The organism is Polynucleobacter sp. 71A-WALBACH (assembly GCF_018882365.1).
Lineage (GTDB): Bacteria > Pseudomonadota > Gammaproteobacteria > Burkholderiales > Burkholderiaceae > Polynucleobacter.
In genome coordinates, this window is sequence record NZ_JACVOP010000003.1 from 93607 (window position 1) to 110740 (window position 17134).

The following is a 17134-nucleotide window of genomic DNA, read 5'->3' on the forward strand; positions in this document are numbered from 1 at the left end:
TTGGCATGTCATCATTCTGTTGCTTGCCCGGGGCAAATGCCCTTTCAGCCTTCCGCCAACAGCGACTTTTAGCCTCGCTCGCAGCACAAGGAATTCATCTTGAGTCCATTGAGGCTCAGTATCTTCATTTCATTTGGTCTGAGTCTGAACTCAACGCCAAGGACAAAGAGGTGCTCGAAAGTCTCCTGACCTATGGAGAGCCTTTTGTGTCTCAGATCAAAAGCGGCAGCTCCTTATTTGGCAAAGCAAGCGCTAAGCCATTAGCCATCGCCATACCCCGTTTTGGTACAGTTTCTCCATGGGCTAGTAAGGCCACTGATATTGCTCGCCAATGCGGCCTTCATATTTTGCGTATCGAACGTGGGGTTCAATTTGGCTGGCAAAGCAAAAAATCATTAAGCTCAGAGCAAGAACAGCTCGTGTTCGCAGCTTTGCATGATCGAATGACTGAAGCACTTATTTTCGATATCAACGAAGCGAGTGCTTTATATCAATCCCTCCCTGATCGTCCATTTGTTCGCATCCCAGTTTTAACCGAGGGTAGAGCGGCACTTGATAAGGCTAACCAAGATTTAGGTCTCGCTTTGTCAGAGGATGAGGTGCTTTACCTTGTAGAGAATTTCATTCGTCTTGAGCGCAATCCAAGTGATGTTGAGTTAATCATGTTTGCCCAAGCGAATAGTGAGCATTGTCGCCATAAGATATTTAATTCAAGCTGGACTATCGACGGTGATGATCAAGAAAAATCCCTATTTGCGATGATTCGCAATACGCATCAACTTCAACCTGAGGGGACGATCGTTGCTTATTCCGATAACTCAGCGGTGATGGTTGGCGCTGAGTCTGAAACTTGGTCTCCGAAAGGTCAAGACCGTCGTTACGAAAAAGATACACGTCTAGTCCATACCTTGATGAAAGTAGAGACACACAATCATCCCACGGCCATTGCGCCATTCCCAGGCGCCGCTACTGGTGCTGGCGGAGAGATCCGGGATGAAGGGGCAACGGGTGTTGGCGGTCGCCCTAAGGCTGGATTAACTGGTTTCTCGGTATCGAACCTCAACATTCCTGGCACAAATCTGCCTTGGGAGACTGAGAAGTACGGCAAGCCAGAGCGCATTGCTACGCCACTCCAGATCATGATTGATGGTCCATTAGGGGGCGCTGCCTTTAACAATGAATTCGGTCGCCCCATTTTAGGTGGTTATTTCCGTGTATTTGAACAAACTCTAGAGGGTGTTCGTCGCGGCTATCACAAGCCAATCATGATTGCGGGTGGCATCGGCGCCATTGATTCTATTCATACGGCAAAGAAGCAAATTAAAGCAGGGCACTTGTTTATTCAATTAGGTGGCCCTGGTATGCGTATTGGTATGGGTGGCGCGACGGGAAGCTCTGTTACAACCGGCACCAATACTGCGGATTTAGATTTTGATTCAGTACAACGCGGCAATCCTGAGATGGAACGTCGTGCGCAAGAGGTGATTAACTCTTGTATAGCTCTGGGTCAGAACAATCCCATTGTCTCTATTCATGACGTTGGTGCAGGCGGCATTTCCAATGCATTCCCAGAGCTAGCTGATGGCGCTGGATTAGGTGCGCAATTTCAATTGCGTCAAGTTCCATTGGAAGAAAGCGGTATGAGCCCTGCGGAGATTTGGTGTAACGAATCTCAAGAGCGTTATGTACTGGCGATTGAAGCTAAAGACTTGGACTTATTCAAGTCCCTTTGCGAACGTGAGCGTTGTCCATTTGCTGTTGTCGGCGAAGCAACAGCCGAGCGCCAACTTCAACTCAGCGACAGTAAAGAGACTATAGGTAGCGATGCTGCTATGCCGATTGATATGCCAATGGAGGTATTGCTCGGTAAGCCTCCACGCATGCACCGAGATGTGAAGCGTGTAGCTCAAAATTTTGATGAATTGGATGTAACAGATTCAGATCTAGCGCAATGTATTGCCTGGGTCCTGCAACAACCTACCGTTGCCAGCAAGTCTTTCTTAATTACCATTGGTGACCGCACTGTCGGTGGTCTTAATGCGCGCGACCCATTTGTTGGGCCATGGCAAGTTCCCGTAGCCGACTGCGCAGTTACGCTCATGGATTACAAGGGCTATCACGGCGAAGTAATGACCATGGGTGAGCGTACTCCATTGGCTGTGATTGATGCCCCTGCAGCTGCCAAGATGGCCGTGGGTGAAGCGATCACCAATTTGCTGGCTGCAGATATTCGTCGTCTTGAGGATGTCAAACTCTCCGCTAACTGGATGGCTGCTTGTGGCGCTCCCGGTGAAGATGCAAAGCTGTACGACTCCGTTAAAGCGATTGGCATGGATTTATGTCCAGCCCTTGGAATTTCTATTCCGGTTGGCAAAGACTCTTTATCTATGGCAACAGCCTGGCAGGAAGGCGATGCGTCGAAGAAGGTTGTTTCTCCTGTTTCATTAATTATTTCTGCTTTTGCAGCAGTGCAGGATGTTCGCAAAACGACAACGCCTTTACTCAAGCTCAAAGATGAGTCTGGAATAGCTTTAGAAACTGAATTAATTTTGATTGATTTAGGACGCGGGAAGAACCGTATGGCAGGAAGCATACTGGCTCAAGTACTTAATCAATCAGGTAAATCTGCCCCGAATGTCGAGCATCCAGAGGATCTGAAAGCTCTAGCTACAGCAATCATTGAGTTGCGCAAGGGCGATCAACTGCTGGCCTATCATGACCGCTCTGACGGTGGATTGCTTGCCTGTATTGCAGAGATGGCTTTTGCATCGCATTGCGGTATCTCTATCAATGTCGACATGATTGCGGTAGATGTTGGACAAGAAGCAGATTGGGGTGATGCCAAGAACTGGGCAGAACAAGTGTCTGGTCGACGCCATGAGCAAACCTTACGCGCTTTATTCAACGAAGAGTTGGGTGCAGTAATTCAAATTCGCAAAGTAGATCGTGATGCGGTATTCGCGGTTCTGCGCAAGCTCGGTCTCAGCGCCTACAGTCATGTGATTGCCAAGCCAAATGCTAATGGCCGTATTGAAATTTGGCGTGATGCTAAAAATATCTTTGCCGAACCGCGCGAAGTTCTACAGAAAATGTGGGCCAATACTAGCTATCAAATTGCCCGCTTACGCGATAATCCAAATTGTGCCGATAGCGAGTTTGCACTGCTTGATAATGTTGCGGATTCTGGGATGTCCCCTAAGCTCACATTCGACATTGCAGATGATGTCTCAGCACCATTCATTAATAAGAATGCGCGACCTAAAGTAGCGATCTTGCGAGAGCAGGGCGTTAACTCTCATGTAGAAATGGCCTATGCCATGAACTGGGCTGGCTTTGATAGCTATGACGTTCATATGTCTGACCTGCTTTCAGGCAAATCTAAGTTAGATGATTTCCGCGGTCTGGTAGCCTGTGGTGGATTTAGCTACGGAGATGTGTTGGGTGCAGGCGAGGGCTGGGCAAAAACTATTTTATTTAACTCTCAACTGCGTGACGAGTTCTCCTCGTTCTTTAATCGCCAAGATAGTTTTGCCTTAGGTGTCTGTAATGGCTGCCAAATGATGAGCAACCTTGCTGGAATTATTCCTGGCGCAGAGGCTTGGCCTAAATTTACGCGCAATCAGTCTGAGCAGTATGAGGCTCGCCTAGTGATGGCTGAAGTCCTAGCTTCGCCTTCGATCTTTACTCAAGGCATGAAAGGTAGCCACTTGCCGATTGCAATTGCGCATGGTGAAGGCTTTGCCAACTTTAGCCAGCAAGGGAATTTAGAAGCGCTTCAGAAGCAAGGTTTAGCAGCTCTACGTTTTGTAGATCACCAGGGTAATCCTACTGAAACCTATCCGATGAACCCAAATGGATCTCCTGGTGGGTTAACTGGTGTAACCACTCCAGATGGACGTTTTACGGTCATGATGCCTCATCCTGAGCGCGTATTTAGAGCCGTACAAATGAGTTGGGCTCCAAAAGATTGGTTAGATACACCGGATGGTGCTAGTCCTTGGATGCGCCTATTCCGCAATGCTAGAGTCTGGGCTAAGTAATTTAATGACAGATTCTAAGTTAACCATGGAGCCAGTCACTTTTTCTGAAAGTGGCGGCATTCGTTATTTGCATTTTGGCAGCGAGCTCATTCAGGGTGCCATGCGCATTCGGGATCCAGATGAGATTTATCTCGAGTACAACCAGCAAATGATGGCTTGGTTACTTTTTCTAGAAACCAAACCTGGAATGCGTATCGCTCAACTTGGTCTGGGTACTGGTGCGTTAACCAAGTTTTCTCATCGCTATTGTCCCGCTGTAAAAACTACTGTGGTTGAGCTCAATCCCGCAGTGATTGTTTCTGCTCGCAGTATGTTCTTCACGCCTGATGATGATCGGCGCCTAGAAACCTTACAAACAGATGCCAAGGCTTTCGTTCAGAACGCAAAGTATCAGAACCATTTTGACGCTGTCCAAGTTGATCTCTATGACGCTATTTGTGATGGGCCTGCAGCGAGCTCCTTAGACTTCTACAAGGGCTGTTACGATATTCTGAAATCCCCAGGCGTACTAACGGTGAACTTATTTTCTCGCCACAAAAGTTTTAACATCAATCTAAATAATATCTGTGAAGCCTTTGATAGCAGGGTACTCTTGTTTCCTGAATCGCATGATTGCAATGTCGTTGCCATCGCGTTTAAAGGCCCGCAGTTAGACGTTGAATGGAAAGAGGTCTCTAAACGTGCTAAATTGATCATGGAAAAAACTGGTTTGCCTACCAATACATGGGCTTCGGGCTTAAATCGTGAAAACGCCCATCAAGAAAATAAGCTCACTATCTAAATAATTTTAGATAAGAAAAAGGCGATCAACTGATCGCCTTTTTTGTTGCCCTAAACATCAGGGCTAATTGTTGCTTAGATTGTTACTGTGTCAGCTACATCGCTAAATGACTTGATCTTGTCGAAGTTCATGTACTTATAAACTTCGCCAGCCTTCGCATTTAATGATTCCACTTGATCGAAGTATTCCTTTGGAGTAGGTAAGCGTCCTAGCAGTGCCGCAACTGCTGAAAGCTCAGCGGAAGCTAGATATACGCGTGTATCAATACCTAAGCGATTTGGGAAGTTACGTGTCGAAGTAGAGACGGCTGTAGAGCCTTTACGGATCTGTGCCTGGTTACCCATACAAAGTGAGCAACCTGGAGTTTCCATACGCGCACCTGTTGCGCCTAGTATTCCGTAATAGCCTTCTTCAGTCAGGATCATCTGATCCATCTTGGTTGGAGGAGCAACCCAGAGGCGTGTAGGCATATCTTTCTTGCCTTCAAGCACCTTACCAGCTGCGCGGAAGTGACCAATGTTAGTCATGCAAGAGCCGATAAATACTTCATCGATTTTCTCGCCAGAAACTTCAGACAAGAACTTCACATCATCTGGATCGTTTGGGCAAGCCAAGATCGGCTCTTTAATCTCGCTCATATCGATTTCGATAATCTCTGCGTATTCTGCATCAGCGTCAGCTTTGAGTAATTCAGGTTTCGCAATCCAAGCTTCCATCGCTTTAATACGACGGCCTAGCGTACGCTTATCTTCATAACCATTTGCGATCATCCACTTCATCAAAGTGATATTGGAGCGCATGTATTCAATGATTGGCTCTTTGCTTAATTGAATCGCACAACCTGCAGCTGAACGCTCGGCTGAAGCATCAGACAACTCAAATGCTTGCTCAACCTTGAGATCTGGCAGGCCTTCGATTTCTAGGATACGGCCAGAGAAAACGTTCTTCTTGTTTTGTTTTTCAACAGTCAACAAACCTTTTTTAATGGCATACAAAGGAATTGCATTTACCAAGTCACGCAAAGTGATGCCGGGCTGCATTTTCCCTTTGAAGCGAACCAATACTGACTCAGGCATATCTAAAGGCATGACACCTGTTGCAGCAGCAAAAGCGACTAGACCGGATCCAGCCGGGAAGGAGATACCAATTGGAAAACGGGTATGGCTATCGCCACCAGTGCCGCAGGTATCAGGCAAAAGTAAGCGATTTAACCAACTATGAATAACACCATCACCTGGACGCAAAGCAACGCCGCCACGGTTGGTCATAAATGCTGGCAACTCATGGTGAGTACGAATATCTACTGGCTTTGGATAGGCAGATGTATGGCAGAACGATTGCATTACCAAGTCGGCAGAAAAGCCTAGGCAAGCCAAGTCCTTCAATTCATCACGGGTCATTGGACCAGTGGTGTCTTGTGAGCCAACGGTAGTCATGTGTGGCTCGCAATAGGTATCTGGGCGAACGCCTTGACCTTCCGGCAATCCACAAGCGCGACCAACCATCTTCTGCGCCAAGCTGAAACCTTTTTTGTTATCAGGCGGGCTAACAGGGATGCGGAATTCTGTAGAAGCTGGCAAGCCAAGGGCTGCACGAGCTTTAGCAGTGAGGCCACGACCCACGATCAAAGGGATACGTCCACCTGCGCGTACTTCATCCAGAATTACTGGTGACTTGAGTGAGAACGAGGCAATCTCTTTCCCATTTTTGAAGGCCTTACCTTCGTATGGGCGCAATTCAATTTCGTCGCCCATATTCATATCGGATACGTCTAGCTCTACTGGCAATGCGCCAGCATCTTCCATGGTGTTAAAGAAGATTGGGGCAATCTTGGTGCCCAAGCAAACACCACCAAAGCGCTTGTTAGGAACGAAGGGAATATCTTGGCCAGTCCACCACAACACGGAGTTGGTTGCAGATTTGCGTGATGAACCTGTACCAACTACATCTCCAACATAGGCAATTTGATTACCTTTTTTCTGGAGAGCTTCAATCTGCTTCATTGGGCCGCGGACACCAACCTCGTCAGGCTCGATACCTGGACGTGGATTTTTCAACATGATGGTTGCATGCAGCGGAATATCTGGGCGGCTCCATGCATCGGGAGCAGGGGACAGGTCATCGGTATTCGTTTCACCAGTGACTTTGAATACAGTGAGCTTCATGCTCTCTGGAACGGCTGGACGGCTTGTGAACCACTCAGCATCTGCCCAGCTCTGTAGCACTTCCTTGGCTTGTGCATTACCTTTCTCAGCCAATTCCTGAACGTCATGGAAGTAGTCGAACATCAACAAGGTCTTTTTCAATGCAGCTGCGGCAGTTGCTGCGCACTCAGCATCAGACAGTAATTCAACCAGAGGCTTGATGTTGTAACCACCCAGCATCGTGCCCAAGAGTTCAGTCGCTTTGATGCGTGAGATCAAAGGAGACTTATCTGTACCTTTTGCAACGGCATCTAAAAACTCTGCTTTAACTTTGGCCGCTTCATCGACGCCAGCAGGCACTCGATTGGTAATCAATTCAACCAATTCCGCCTCTTTGCCCTTTGGAGGATTTTTGAGCAAACCAACCAATTCTGCAGTTTGATCTTTAGTCAGAGGGAGGGCTGGAATTCCAAGGGTTGCGCGTTCGGCAACTTGGGCGTTGTAGGCTTCTAGCATCGTATTTCCTATCGGGTAAGAGTTATCAACTTAAGGCTCAGCAGGGTGTGTTTCCCTATCTAGTCTATTGTAATTGGAAATTCATGTCTTATATAAGACTTAATTAACAAAAAACTTAAAAAATTGAAAATAAAGGGGGAGTGATAAAGAATATAAGATCTAGAATCTAAGTTACTGATTTTTATAGGGAATTCTGTAAGCATGAGATATTAATGACTAAAAAATGGTAATTAAGGGCTATTTTTCCCTAACCCAGGTCTGAGTCCTACCTAACAACGGAATTCCAATATACGCTCGGACATCTAATTTGAACCCTTGATCAATTAACTTAGCTTCAACGCGGTAGATCTCACCATTATCTGGATCCAGTATTTGCCCACCAGAGTAGACCCCATCAGTCAATTTAAGATCGCTCAGAATTTTCATCCCCAGGACCGGCTTACCTCTGCGGAAGTCGGTACATTTATCGCATAAAGCTGGTGAGTTTGGGTCAAGAAGTCGCTTAATATTGCCGCTATAAATACCGTCTTTAGTGGTGATCTCGATGAGGGCGGCAGGCTGATTTGTTTCGTCATCAAAAGTCCTCCAGATGCCAGTAATTGAGCTGAAATCATTGGCAGCACAAATTTGAGGGGTAATAGCCGCGGCCATTAATAGCGTAGACAGGGCTAAGTTACGGTATTTAATCATTGCTTTAGCTTTTTCCTAGGGGGTGGTGGCAATTACGAACATCTTACCGCTCAAAATTTGGGACTGTAGGACAGCCTATCGTTATAATTACTTTTTCCAACAGAGCTTAAGCGATGACCAAATACGTTTTTGTCACTGGTGGTGTGGTTTCTTCTTTAGGGAAAGGAATCGCAGCTGCCTCGCTTGCCGCGATTCTCGAATCCCGCGGCCTGAAAGTCACCCTCCTAAAATTAGACCCTTATATCAACGTTGACCCGGGGACAATGAGTCCTCTTCAACATGGCGAAGTCTTCGTTACTGAAGATGGAGCAGAAACCGATCTCGACCTTGGACATTACGAGCGCTTTGTTTCGGCAAAGATGCGCAAGAGTAATAACTTCACGACTGGCCAGATCTATGAATCTGTTATCAGCAAAGAGCGTCGTGGCGAGTACCTTGGCAAAACTGTCCAGGTGATTCCGCACATCACAAATGAGATTCAAGCATTTGTAGAACGCGGAGCACAAGCCAGTCACGATGGCAATGCGGATATTGCTATTTGCGAAATCGGTGGCACTGTAGGTGATATTGAGTCCCTACCATTCCTTGAGGCAGCTCGTCAGATGAGCATTCGCCTACCAAAACACAGTTGCGCTTTTGTGCACCTCACTTTGGTACCTTATATTGCGAGTGCAGGGGAGCTAAAAACAAAACCCACTCAGCACTCAGTACAAAAGTTACGTGAAATAGGCATCATGCCTACGGTGCTTTTGTGCCGAGCAGACCGGCCAATCCCTGAGGATGAGCGCTCCAAGATTTCCCTCTTCTCCAATGTACGTGAAGAGGCTGTGATTTCGGTATGGGACGTTGACACCATCTACAAGATTCCTGAGATGCTTCAAGCCCAGGGTATGGATGATTTGATTTGTCGCGAATTGGATATCCAAGCTAAGCCTGCGGATCTATCTGTTTGGGCAAACTTAGTTTATGAGTTAGCTAACCCGCAACATGAAGTCACTATTGGGATGGTGGGTAAGTATGTTGAGTTAACTGAATCCTATAAGTCACTCATTGAGGCTTTGCGTCACGCAGGTATTCATAATCACACTCGCGTCAATATTAATTACATTGATTCTGAAGTCATTGAAAAAGATGGTATCGACTGTCTTCACAATTTAGATGCGATTTTGGTGCCGGGCGGTTTTGGTAAACGCGGTACTGAAGGCAAGATCGCTGCAATTCGCTATGCTCGAGAAAACAATGTCCCATATCTTGGTATTTGCCTAGGTATGCAACTAGCTGTGATCGAATTTGCTCGTCATGTTGCCAATATTTCTCAGGCAAACAGTACTGAGTTTGACCCAGAGACCGAAAGTCCAGTTGTTGCTCTGATTACCGAGTGGGTTGATCGCGAAGGTCGCGTTGAGAAGCGCACTAATGATTCCGATCTTGGTGGAACCATGCGCTTAGGTTCACAGCGTTGCCCAGTAAAAGCGGGTACCTTGGCTCATGAAATCTATGGCGCAGAAGTCAATGAACGTCATCGTCATCGTTATGAAGTGAACAATGTTTACGTTCCTCGCCTAGAGAACTCTGGTCTGATTATTTCCGCTAGAACACCAAATGAGTCTTTGCCTGAAATGATGGAGTTACCTAGCACCATGCACCCTTGGTTCTTCGGTGTGCAGTTCCACCCAGAGTTCACCTCGACTCCACGTGACGGGCATCCATTATTTTCTGCATTTATTAAGGCGTCATTAATTCATCAAGCGGCCTCTCAAAAGCAAGCGGCCTAGGAGAGACAAATGAGTGCATTTAAGCTTTGTGGTTTTGATGTCGGCCTCGACCACCGTTTCTTTTTAATTGCAGGGCCTTGCGTCATTGAATCAGAGCAATCAGCTTTGGATATTGCTGGTGAGCTTAAAGAAATTACTAGTGCTCTTGGCATCCCCTTTATCTACAAGTCTTCCTTTGATAAAGCCAATCGTTCTTCTGGAACCTCTTTCCGTGGCTTGGGCATGGATAAGGGGCTGGAGATTCTGGCGCGCGTGAAACGTGAAATTGGTGTGCCAGTATTAACGGACATTCATGACATTAGTGAAATTGCGCCAGTCTCAAAAGTGGTGGACGTACTCCAGACACCTGCTTTTTTATGTAGACAAACTGACTTCATACGAGCTTGCGCTCAAAGCGGTAAACCAGTGAATTTTAAAAAGGGACAGTTCTTATCTCCCCATGAAATGCTCAATGTTATCGATAAAGCGCGCGCGGCAGCAGCCGAAGTAAACCTTCCAGATCAGTTTATGGTTTGTGAACGCGGCGCCTCATTCGGATACAACAATTTAGTTTCCGATATGCGTAGCCTGGCAATTTTGCGCGAAGCAAAAGCACCAGTTGTCTTTGATGCTACCCATTCAGTTCAACTTCCAGGCGGTCAAGGGAATGCGAGTGGCGGCCAGCGTGAATTTGTTCCTGTGCTAGCTCGCGCCGCAGTTGCAGTAGGTATTAGCGGTTTATTTATGGAGACCCATCCTGATCCAGCTAAAGCACTTTCCGATGGTCCAAATGCCGTGCCACTGAACCGCATGAAAGAGCTTCTCGAATCGTTGGTTGCAATTGATGCAGTTGTTAAAAAGCCTGGCTCATTTTTAGAAGATAGCTTTAAGTAACCCCCATATTCATTTTATTTAGGAGAAGGTGCATGAGCGCCATTGTTGACATTATCGGTAGAGAAGTTTTGGATTCACGCGGCAACCCTACGGTTGAGTGCGACGTATTGCTAGAGTCAGGTGTTATGGGGCGTGCAGCAGTGCCTTCAGGCGCTTCAACTGGCTCACGTGAAGCCATAGAGCTTCGCGATGGAGATAAAGCGCGCTACCTAGGTAAGGGCGTTCTTAAGGCCGTTCAAAATATCAATATCGAGATCGCTGAGTCAATTCTAGGTCTTGATGCAAGTGAGCAAGCATTTCTGGATCACACTCTGATCGAATTGGATGGAACTCACAATAAAGCTCGCTTAGGAGCCAATGCGACGCTAGCTGTCTCTATGGCGGTAGCACGCGCTGCGGCAGAAGAGGCTGGCTTACCGTTGTATCGCTACTTTGGTGGCTCCGGCGGTATGCAGTTGCCCGTCCCAATGATGAACATCGTCAATGGCGGCGCTCACGCTAATAACAGTCTGGATATTCAGGAATTCATGGTGATGCCAGTCGGTGCTCAAAGTTTCCGTGAAGCATTACGTTGCGGCGCTGAAATCTTCCATGAGTTGAAGAAAATTTTGGGTGCTCAAGGTATGCCAACCACCGTTGGAGATGAAGGTGGTTTTGCTCCAAACTTTAAAAGCAATCAAGAGTGTCTGCAGACCATCATGAAGGCTATTGAAGGCGCTGGCTATCAAGCTGGTGAGGACGTTTTATTGGCTTTAGATTGTGCCGCTAGCGAGTTCTATAAAGATGGTAAATACCACTTATCAGGCGAAGGTTTGCAACTGACTTCTAGTGAATTTTCTGACTACCTTGGCAATTTGGCTGATCAATTTCCAATCGTATCGATTGAGGACGGCATGCATGAAGGCGACTGGGATGGATGGGCTGATATTACCCAAAAACTCGGTAAAAAAATCCAGCTGGTTGGCGATGATCTTTTTGTAACCAACACACGTATTCTCAAAGAGGGCATTGAGAAGGGTATTGCTAATTCGATTCTGATTAAGATTAATCAAATCGGGACTTTGACAGAGACCTTTGCCGCGATTGAAATGGCTAAGCGTGCTAATTACACTTCGGTGATTTCTCATCGTTCTGGTGAGACTGAAGATAGTACGATTGCTGATATTGCTGTTGGTACCAATGCTGGCCAAATTAAAACGGGCTCTTTATCTCGCTCTGATCGAATTGCAAAGTACAACCAGCTCTTGCGTATTGAGGAAGATTTGGGCGACGTTGCTACTTATCCAGGTAAGTCTGTTTTTTATAACCTTAAGCGTTAATAGATAGTTACTTTCGAATCTATGCGTATCGTCATCTACTCTATGCTGTTATTGCTAATCGCAATACAGTACCCACTGTGGTTGGGTAAGGGTGGATGGCTTAAGGTTTATGAGATGGAGAAGCAGCTTGAATTACAGCAGGCCAAAAATGGCTTGCTGAGTTTGCGTAATGCTAAGTTGACGGGAGATGTTAAAGATTTAAAAGATGGTACCCGCGCCATCGAAGAGCGTGCTCGGGTTGAGCACGGCATGATTAAAGAGGGCGAATTCTTCGTACAAATTTTGCCGACCGAGAAATCAGCCGCTAACTCTGCTGACGGTGTGAAGCCTACAACGACTAAGCAATAACTACCGCCGCCTAATGACCGCTTGATGGTGGTCTTGTAGCATCAGCCAATAAATCCGTTTTAAATACTTGTCTGCAATCTACCGCATCAAAGCGATAGGCCTTGGCACAAAAATCACACTCAGTCTCTACCGCCCCTTGCTCCGCAAGAATGCTTTCAACCTCGGCTTCTCCAAGCATTCTGAGAACATCAGCCACTTTCGCGCGTGAACAGCGGCAGCTGAAACGAATAGGGCGAGCTGGAAAGCTCCGAACACCACTCTCAACTGACTCTTCTAAAAATAGGCGTCGCAGAATTGTTTCTGGTGGCAGGGTTAATAACTCTTCATCGGTGACAGTTTCACCAAGAGTCTGAATTCTGGTCCAGCCTTCAGCGGCAAGTTGAGGATCTAAATGGGCATGACCCCCAGAGTCTGGTAGTCGCTGCAAAAGCAGTCCACCCACATGAGTATCGTTCGATGTAAGCCAGATACGGGTATCCAACTGTTCCGAGTTTTGCATATAGAGAGCGATGGCTTCAGCAGCGCTAGTAACAGGCTTAATTACGGTCCCACGGTGCTCCTGGAGGGCCACAATGCCTTGATAAGGGGGTTGCCCTGGCTGACGGTCAGAAGGGTCTAGGGTGATCACGAGACGGCCTGTATTGTCGGCATCCAATAACTCGCCTAGAGTGGCGTTTGGGTCAATGCTAGCGGCATCTACTGACAGCTTTACGGTTGCTCGCATGGTTAGATCAGACTTACATTCAACTACCAGCAGCTGGATGGGGCCCTTACTTTGGGCCTGAATAATTAAAGTGCCATCAAATTTCAGGCTAGCGCTTAAGAGGGTCGCTGCGCCCACAAAGTCACCCAGTATTCGGCGTACTACCGGGGGATCGTTGCGACGCTCTAAAACGGCCTGCCAGGCGCTGCTGATGGAAACAATCTCCCCGCGCACTGGGGCGCCATCACACATAAATACAAGTAATTCGTTCATAAGTGAAAGTATCCACTTTTTTGAGGATTGGGGTGCTAAATCAGGAAATCTAAAGCCGACCTGAGATAATGTCATTTATGCATATACGTACACGATTCGCCCCTAGTCCAACGGGCTTTATTCACTTGGGCAACCTCCGCAGCGCTTTGTATCCGTGGGCTTTTGCCCGTCATAACAAGGGCGATTTCATCCTGCGTATCGAGGATACCGATTTAGAGCGCTCTACCCAAGAGGCTGTCGACGTCATTATCGAGGGAATGGCTTGGCTTGGCCTGGACTTAGATGAGGGCCCGATCTATCAAATGCAGCGCATTGATCGTTATCGTGAAGTGGTAAAGCAGATGCTTGATGCTGGCCTTGCTTACCCTTGCTATATGAGCGAGGATGAGTTGAATAAGCTTCGCGATCAACAGATGGCAAATAAAGAAAAGCCGCGCTATAACGGCCAATGGCGCCCTGAGCCTGGTAAAACTCTGCCAGAAATTCCTGAGGGGGTATTGCCGGTAATTCGCTTTAAGAACCCGATTGGCGGATCCGTTACCTGGGATGATGCTGTTAAAGGCAAGATTGAAATTAGTAATGATGAATTGGATGATTTGGTGATTGCCCGCCCTGATGGCACGCCAACCTATAACTTCTGTGTAGTGGTGGATGATTTGGATATGAATATTACCCACGTCATTCGTGGTGATGATCATGTGAACAATACGCCACGGCAAATCAATATCATGCGAGCTCTTGGTGGAACGCCCCCGGTATATGCCCATTTACCAACCGTCCTCAATGACTCTGGTGAAAAAATGAGCAAGCGTAACGGCGCCATGAGCGTACGTGATTACCAAAAAGCAGGGTATCTCCCAGAGGCCATCTTGAATTACCTAGCTAGACTGGGTTGGTCTCATGGGGATGCCGAGATCTTTACTAAAGAGCAATTTGTAAACTGGTTTGATCTCGATAGTCTTGGTCGATCACCGGCGCAACACAACCCTGAAAAATTACTTTGGCTAAATCATCAATATATTCAGAATGCTGATCCAAGTGTCTTAGCAGAAGTGACTAAACCTTTTGCGCACGAACTTGGTATTGATACAGAAAAGGGTCCTGATTTTTCACAAGTCGTAGCGCTCTTAAAAGATCGTGCCAATACCTTAATTGAAATCGCGGAGGGCGCAAAGTTGTTTTATTTGCCTGCGCCAACACATAGTGCCGACCAACTGTCTGCAAATATTCCACAAGAAATTATTCCAGCCCTCAAGGATTTAATTGCAGCTATTCAGTCAGCCGATCATACGAAGGCTGCTTATGGAGCAGCGTTTAAAGAAGTATTGGCCAAACACCAGATCAAAATGCCCGCTTTAGCGATGCCTGTTCGCTATGCTTTATTTGCCACCACACAGACTCCAGCCATTGATTCTGTATTGGTTGTTTTGGGCAAAGAGGAGGCTGTGCAACGCCTTTCTAAGGTCGTCTAATACAGAATTTGCGTCCTCCTGCAAAAATAGGATAAAATCTTGGATTGTTTTGAGTGTCTTGTAGATTTTTAGCGAGATTACGGGGGTATAGCTCAGCTGGGAGAGCGCTTGCATGGCATGCAAGAGGTCAGCGGTTCGATCCCGCTTATCTCCACCAAGCATTTAAAATAGCAGCATTAGTTTTAGTAGTTTAAGTAGTAGTCCAGGTCCCCATCGTCTAGAGGCCTAGGACATCACCCTTTCACGGTGAGTACGGGGGTTCGAATCCCCCTGGGGACGCCAAAATTTTTGGCTAGTTGTGAGCAGTAAGAAGTGACACAAGTAGCAATTGATGTACTTGGAGCGGTAGTTCAGTTGGTTAGAATATCGGCCTGTCACGCCGAGGGTCGCGGGTTCGAGTCCCGTCCGCTCCGCCAGATGTATAGATAAAGCCCCTTTATGGGGCTTTTTTCTTTCCTACTTACTGGAGATCATTTGAAGCGGTAAGCAACCGCTGCAAAAATATTATCTTGGAATGATTTCGTCATGACGGGGCTGTTATTTATTCCGGCACCCATCCACTTTCTCTTGGCATACACATTCAAATACCAGTTCTCTACGATAGGCACCTCAATCAATACGCCTGCCAGTAGATTATTAGTGGCAGGTGCCGCATAAGCTGAGTATCCCAATGAACTTGCTTGCCCTTGATTTAAACCGTAGTAGTAGTTAGTGTATTGAGAAGATTGGCGCTCAATACCAACTTGGGGGTAAAGAGTGATCTTTTTGACGGTTTCAATTTCAGCAAAATAGAGCAACTCATATAGAGCTCCCTTAGATTTTCCAAAGTCATGATATGCATTGAGGAATATGGAGCCTACCGGCGTTTCCTGCAGCGTCCCGAACCCTAAGGGAATTGGATCGCTATTGTTGATTGAATTATTGTTATACGGAGATTTAATCTTGTAAGAGTCGAGACTGACTTTACCAATTACCTCAAAATAACCATAACCCATTTTAAAAGTCTTGATTCCGAACTCATCAATCCGCATAAAAAAACGCTGGTAGTCAAAAAAAGCATAAGGCAGGGGAAGGGACTGAGCCCCCTCGGTTCCGATATGTAAATTGGATGTGTACACAGCTACGCCAATATCACCAATCAATCTATCGGGTATGCCATCCGGAAATTCGCCATCTGAATAGGCGGGCATACTAATTAAATATGCGATCAACAATACAGAAGTTTTTAATGCGAGATTCATCCCAAATCAATCCGCTCTTGATTACGCGCTTTTAGCAATTTGGGTTTATGGGTAGAGTAGTAGTGCTCCATACCAGTATCAATAGCATTTGCCCGGTCCAAAAAGCGGAGACATTCATTGAGTACGATTTCTCGCTCGTTATCAATCGTCACAATGTGATAGCTATTGCCGAGCCAAATTACTCGGCGTAGCTCGGAGCTGATGTTGTGCAAAATCTCCTGTGCAGACCAAATCGAACAGGTATCGTCCTCTACTGATTGGATAATCAAAACTCGATTAGAAATCAGATCGAGATGACTTTTTGCATAAGACATTAAACCCTTTGCCTCGTGTAAATGCCTTGAGGTTATGGAGGCAGCACCTACTTCAGATACCTCAGCCGTCTTAAATTTCTCCGCAATACGCCTTTGCAAGTCCGCATTTTTCACGCCAAAGGGGGCACGCTCCCGATATTTCCATGATCTTGCCCCAATGAGATAGAGCACATCTAAAAGGGGGCGGTACCACGGTACCGACCAACCGTCATACTTAAGCACTGGAGACATCAAAATAATTGAGCCAATATCTGAACGTTGCGAAGCTACAGCAAGAGCCAATGTGGCGCCCATACTTATTCCACCGAGGTGGATGGAGGCATATTTACCAGCCATTGAATCAATTAAAAAATGTAGCTGAGAGAGCCAAGTATGGAAATTATCTGCGGGGGTACCAAATAAAAATCCATCTAAGTCTGGCACCAGCACATCATGACCATTTTTCTCCAAGAAGCGGGGTAGCTGGCCAAGCTCTAGCCCGCTCCCGTTTAAACCAGGGATAAGTATGGTCAGGCTAGGTTTAATGGGTATCTGTGTATTCCCTGTCATATTGATTGCAGAGCTTTTATTTGAGTTGTTGTAGGATACATGAACTATGAGAAATAACCGCAACGCAAATCGATGGTGCCAAAATAAGCCTTATGG

Annotated in this window: 12 protein-coding genes and 3 tRNA genes; 10 read left to right on the top strand and 5 right to left on the bottom strand. The window is 46.6% G+C overall.

Annotated elements, in window-relative coordinates; all coding sequences use genetic code 11:
* The first annotated feature begins 5 nt into the window (after positions 1 to 5).
* On the top strand, positions 6 to 4040 hold the full coding sequence (purL, locus tag ICN42_RS09725) for a phosphoribosylformylglycinamidine synthase (protein ID WP_216253975.1): 4035 nt from the start codon (positions 6 to 8) through the stop codon (positions 4038 to 4040).
* A gap of 4 nt (positions 4041 to 4044) precedes the next feature.
* On the top strand, positions 4045 to 4821 hold the full coding sequence (locus ICN42_RS09730; RefSeq protein WP_255539350.1) for a spermidine synthase: 777 nt from the start codon (positions 4045 to 4047) through the stop codon (positions 4819 to 4821).
* A 74-nt stretch (positions 4822 to 4895) separates the two neighbouring features.
* On the opposite strand, the gene ICN42_RS09735 is transcribed toward ICN42_RS09730, so the two are convergent.
* Both ICN42_RS09735 and ICN42_RS09740 read right to left on the bottom strand, forming a co-directional pair.
* Positions 4896 to 7481: a bifunctional aconitate hydratase 2/2-methylisocitrate dehydratase gene (locus tag ICN42_RS09735; protein WP_216253978.1), complete on the bottom strand. Its 2586-nt coding sequence runs from the start codon at positions 7479 to 7481 to the stop codon at positions 4896 to 4898.
* Between the two features lie 237 nt (positions 7482 to 7718).
* On the bottom strand, positions 7719 to 8171 hold the full coding sequence (locus ICN42_RS09740) for a DUF2147 domain-containing protein (protein WP_255539351.1): 453 nt from the start codon (positions 8169 to 8171) through the stop codon (positions 7719 to 7721).
* A gap of 113 nt (positions 8172 to 8284) precedes the next feature.
* Between ICN42_RS09740 and ICN42_RS09745 the strand changes: the two genes are divergently transcribed.
* The 4 genes from ICN42_RS09745 to ftsB are packed head-to-tail and all read left to right on the top strand — an operon-like array spanning position 8285 to position 12486.
* Positions 8285 to 9946, top strand: a complete 1662-nt coding sequence (locus tag ICN42_RS09745) for a CTP synthase (protein ID WP_216253994.1) — start codon at positions 8285 to 8287, stop codon at positions 9944 to 9946.
* A 9-nt stretch (positions 9947 to 9955) separates the two neighbouring features.
* Entirely contained in the window at positions 9956 to 10819 is an 864-nt protein-coding gene (gene kdsA, locus ICN42_RS09750) for a 3-deoxy-8-phosphooctulonate synthase (protein WP_216253998.1), read from the top strand.
* A 32-nt stretch (positions 10820 to 10851) separates the two neighbouring features.
* Positions 10852 to 12138 carry a phosphopyruvate hydratase gene (eno, locus tag ICN42_RS09755; protein WP_216254000.1) on the top strand — a complete coding sequence of 429 codons (1287 nt, stop codon included), beginning with the start codon at positions 10852 to 10854 and terminating at the stop codon, positions 12136 to 12138.
* A gap of 21 nt (positions 12139 to 12159) precedes the next feature.
* A complete protein-coding gene (gene ftsB / locus ICN42_RS09760; protein WP_216254002.1) occupies positions 12160 to 12486 on the top strand; it encodes a cell division protein FtsB in 327 nt (108 codons plus the stop codon).
* A 10-nt stretch (positions 12487 to 12496) separates the two neighbouring features.
* On the opposite strand, the gene ICN42_RS09765 is transcribed toward ftsB, so the two are convergent.
* The gene (locus ICN42_RS09765; protein ID WP_216254005.1) at positions 12497 to 13462 is read right to left on the bottom strand and encodes an Hsp33 family molecular chaperone HslO; all 966 of its coding nucleotides are present in this window, start codon (positions 13460 to 13462) and stop codon (positions 12497 to 12499) included.
* Between the two features lie 68 nt (positions 13463 to 13530).
* Here ICN42_RS09765 and gltX point away from each other — a divergent pair, with 68 nt between their 5' ends.
* The 4 genes from gltX (at position 13531) to ICN42_RS09785 (ending at position 15350) form a co-directional block, all read left to right on the top strand.
* Positions 13531 to 14934: a glutamate--tRNA ligase gene (gene gltX / locus ICN42_RS09770; RefSeq protein WP_216254008.1), complete on the top strand. Its 1404-nt coding sequence runs from the start codon at positions 13531 to 13533 to the stop codon at positions 14932 to 14934.
* A gap of 81 nt (positions 14935 to 15015) precedes the next feature.
* A tRNA-Ala gene (locus ICN42_RS09775) sits at positions 15016 to 15091 on the top strand.
* Between the two features lie 49 nt (positions 15092 to 15140).
* Positions 15141 to 15216 (top strand) — tRNA-Glu (locus ICN42_RS09780).
* Positions 15217 to 15273: 57 nt separating this feature from the next.
* Positions 15274 to 15350, top strand: a tRNA-Asp gene (locus ICN42_RS09785).
* Positions 15351 to 15404: 54 nt separating this feature from the next.
* Here ICN42_RS09785 and ICN42_RS09790 read toward each other — a convergent pair.
* Entirely contained in the window at positions 15405 to 16175 is a 771-nt protein-coding gene (locus ICN42_RS09790; protein WP_216254012.1) for a MipA/OmpV family protein, read from the bottom strand.
* Positions 16172 to 17038, bottom strand: a complete 867-nt coding sequence (locus tag ICN42_RS09795; protein WP_216254015.1) for a carboxylesterase — start codon at positions 17036 to 17038, stop codon at positions 16172 to 16174. Before ICN42_RS09795 ends, ICN42_RS09790 begins: the two co-directional genes overlap by 4 nt.
* Between the last annotated feature and the right edge of the window lie 96 nt (positions 17039 to 17134).

Coding starts and splice junctions, on each gene's coding strand:
- ICN42_RS09730 (WP_255539350.1), top strand. CDS start 4,045: ATGACAGATTCTAAGTTAACCATGGAGCCAGTCACTTTTTCTGAAAGT.
- ICN42_RS09745 (WP_216253994.1), top strand. CDS start 8,285: ATGACCAAATACGTTTTTGTCACTGGTGGTGTGGTTTCTTCTTTAGGG.
- ICN42_RS09740 (WP_255539351.1), bottom strand. CDS start 8,171: ATGATTAAATACCGTAACTTAGCCCTGTCTACGCTATTAATGGCCGCG.
- ICN42_RS09735 (WP_216253978.1), bottom strand. CDS start 7,481: ATGCTAGAAGCCTACAACGCCCAAGTTGCCGAACGCGCAACCCTTGGA.
- eno (WP_216254000.1), top strand. CDS start 10,852: ATGAGCGCCATTGTTGACATTATCGGTAGAGAAGTTTTGGATTCACGC.
- ICN42_RS09765 (WP_216254005.1), bottom strand. CDS start 13,462: ATGAACGAATTACTTGTATTTATGTGTGATGGCGCCCCAGTGCGCGGG.
- ICN42_RS09790 (WP_216254012.1), bottom strand. CDS start 16,175: ATGAATCTCGCATTAAAAACTTCTGTATTGTTGATCGCATATTTAATT.
- purL (WP_216253975.1), top strand. CDS start 6: ATGTCATCATTCTGTTGCTTGCCCGGGGCAAATGCCCTTTCAGCCTTC.
- kdsA (WP_216253998.1), top strand. CDS start 9,956: ATGAGTGCATTTAAGCTTTGTGGTTTTGATGTCGGCCTCGACCACCGT.
- ftsB (WP_216254002.1), top strand. CDS start 12,160: ATGCGTATCGTCATCTACTCTATGCTGTTATTGCTAATCGCAATACAG.
- ICN42_RS09795 (WP_216254015.1), bottom strand. CDS start 17,038: ATGACAGGGAATACACAGATACCCATTAAACCTAGCCTGACCATACTT.
- gltX (WP_216254008.1), top strand. CDS start 13,531: ATGTCATTTATGCATATACGTACACGATTCGCCCCTAGTCCAACGGGC.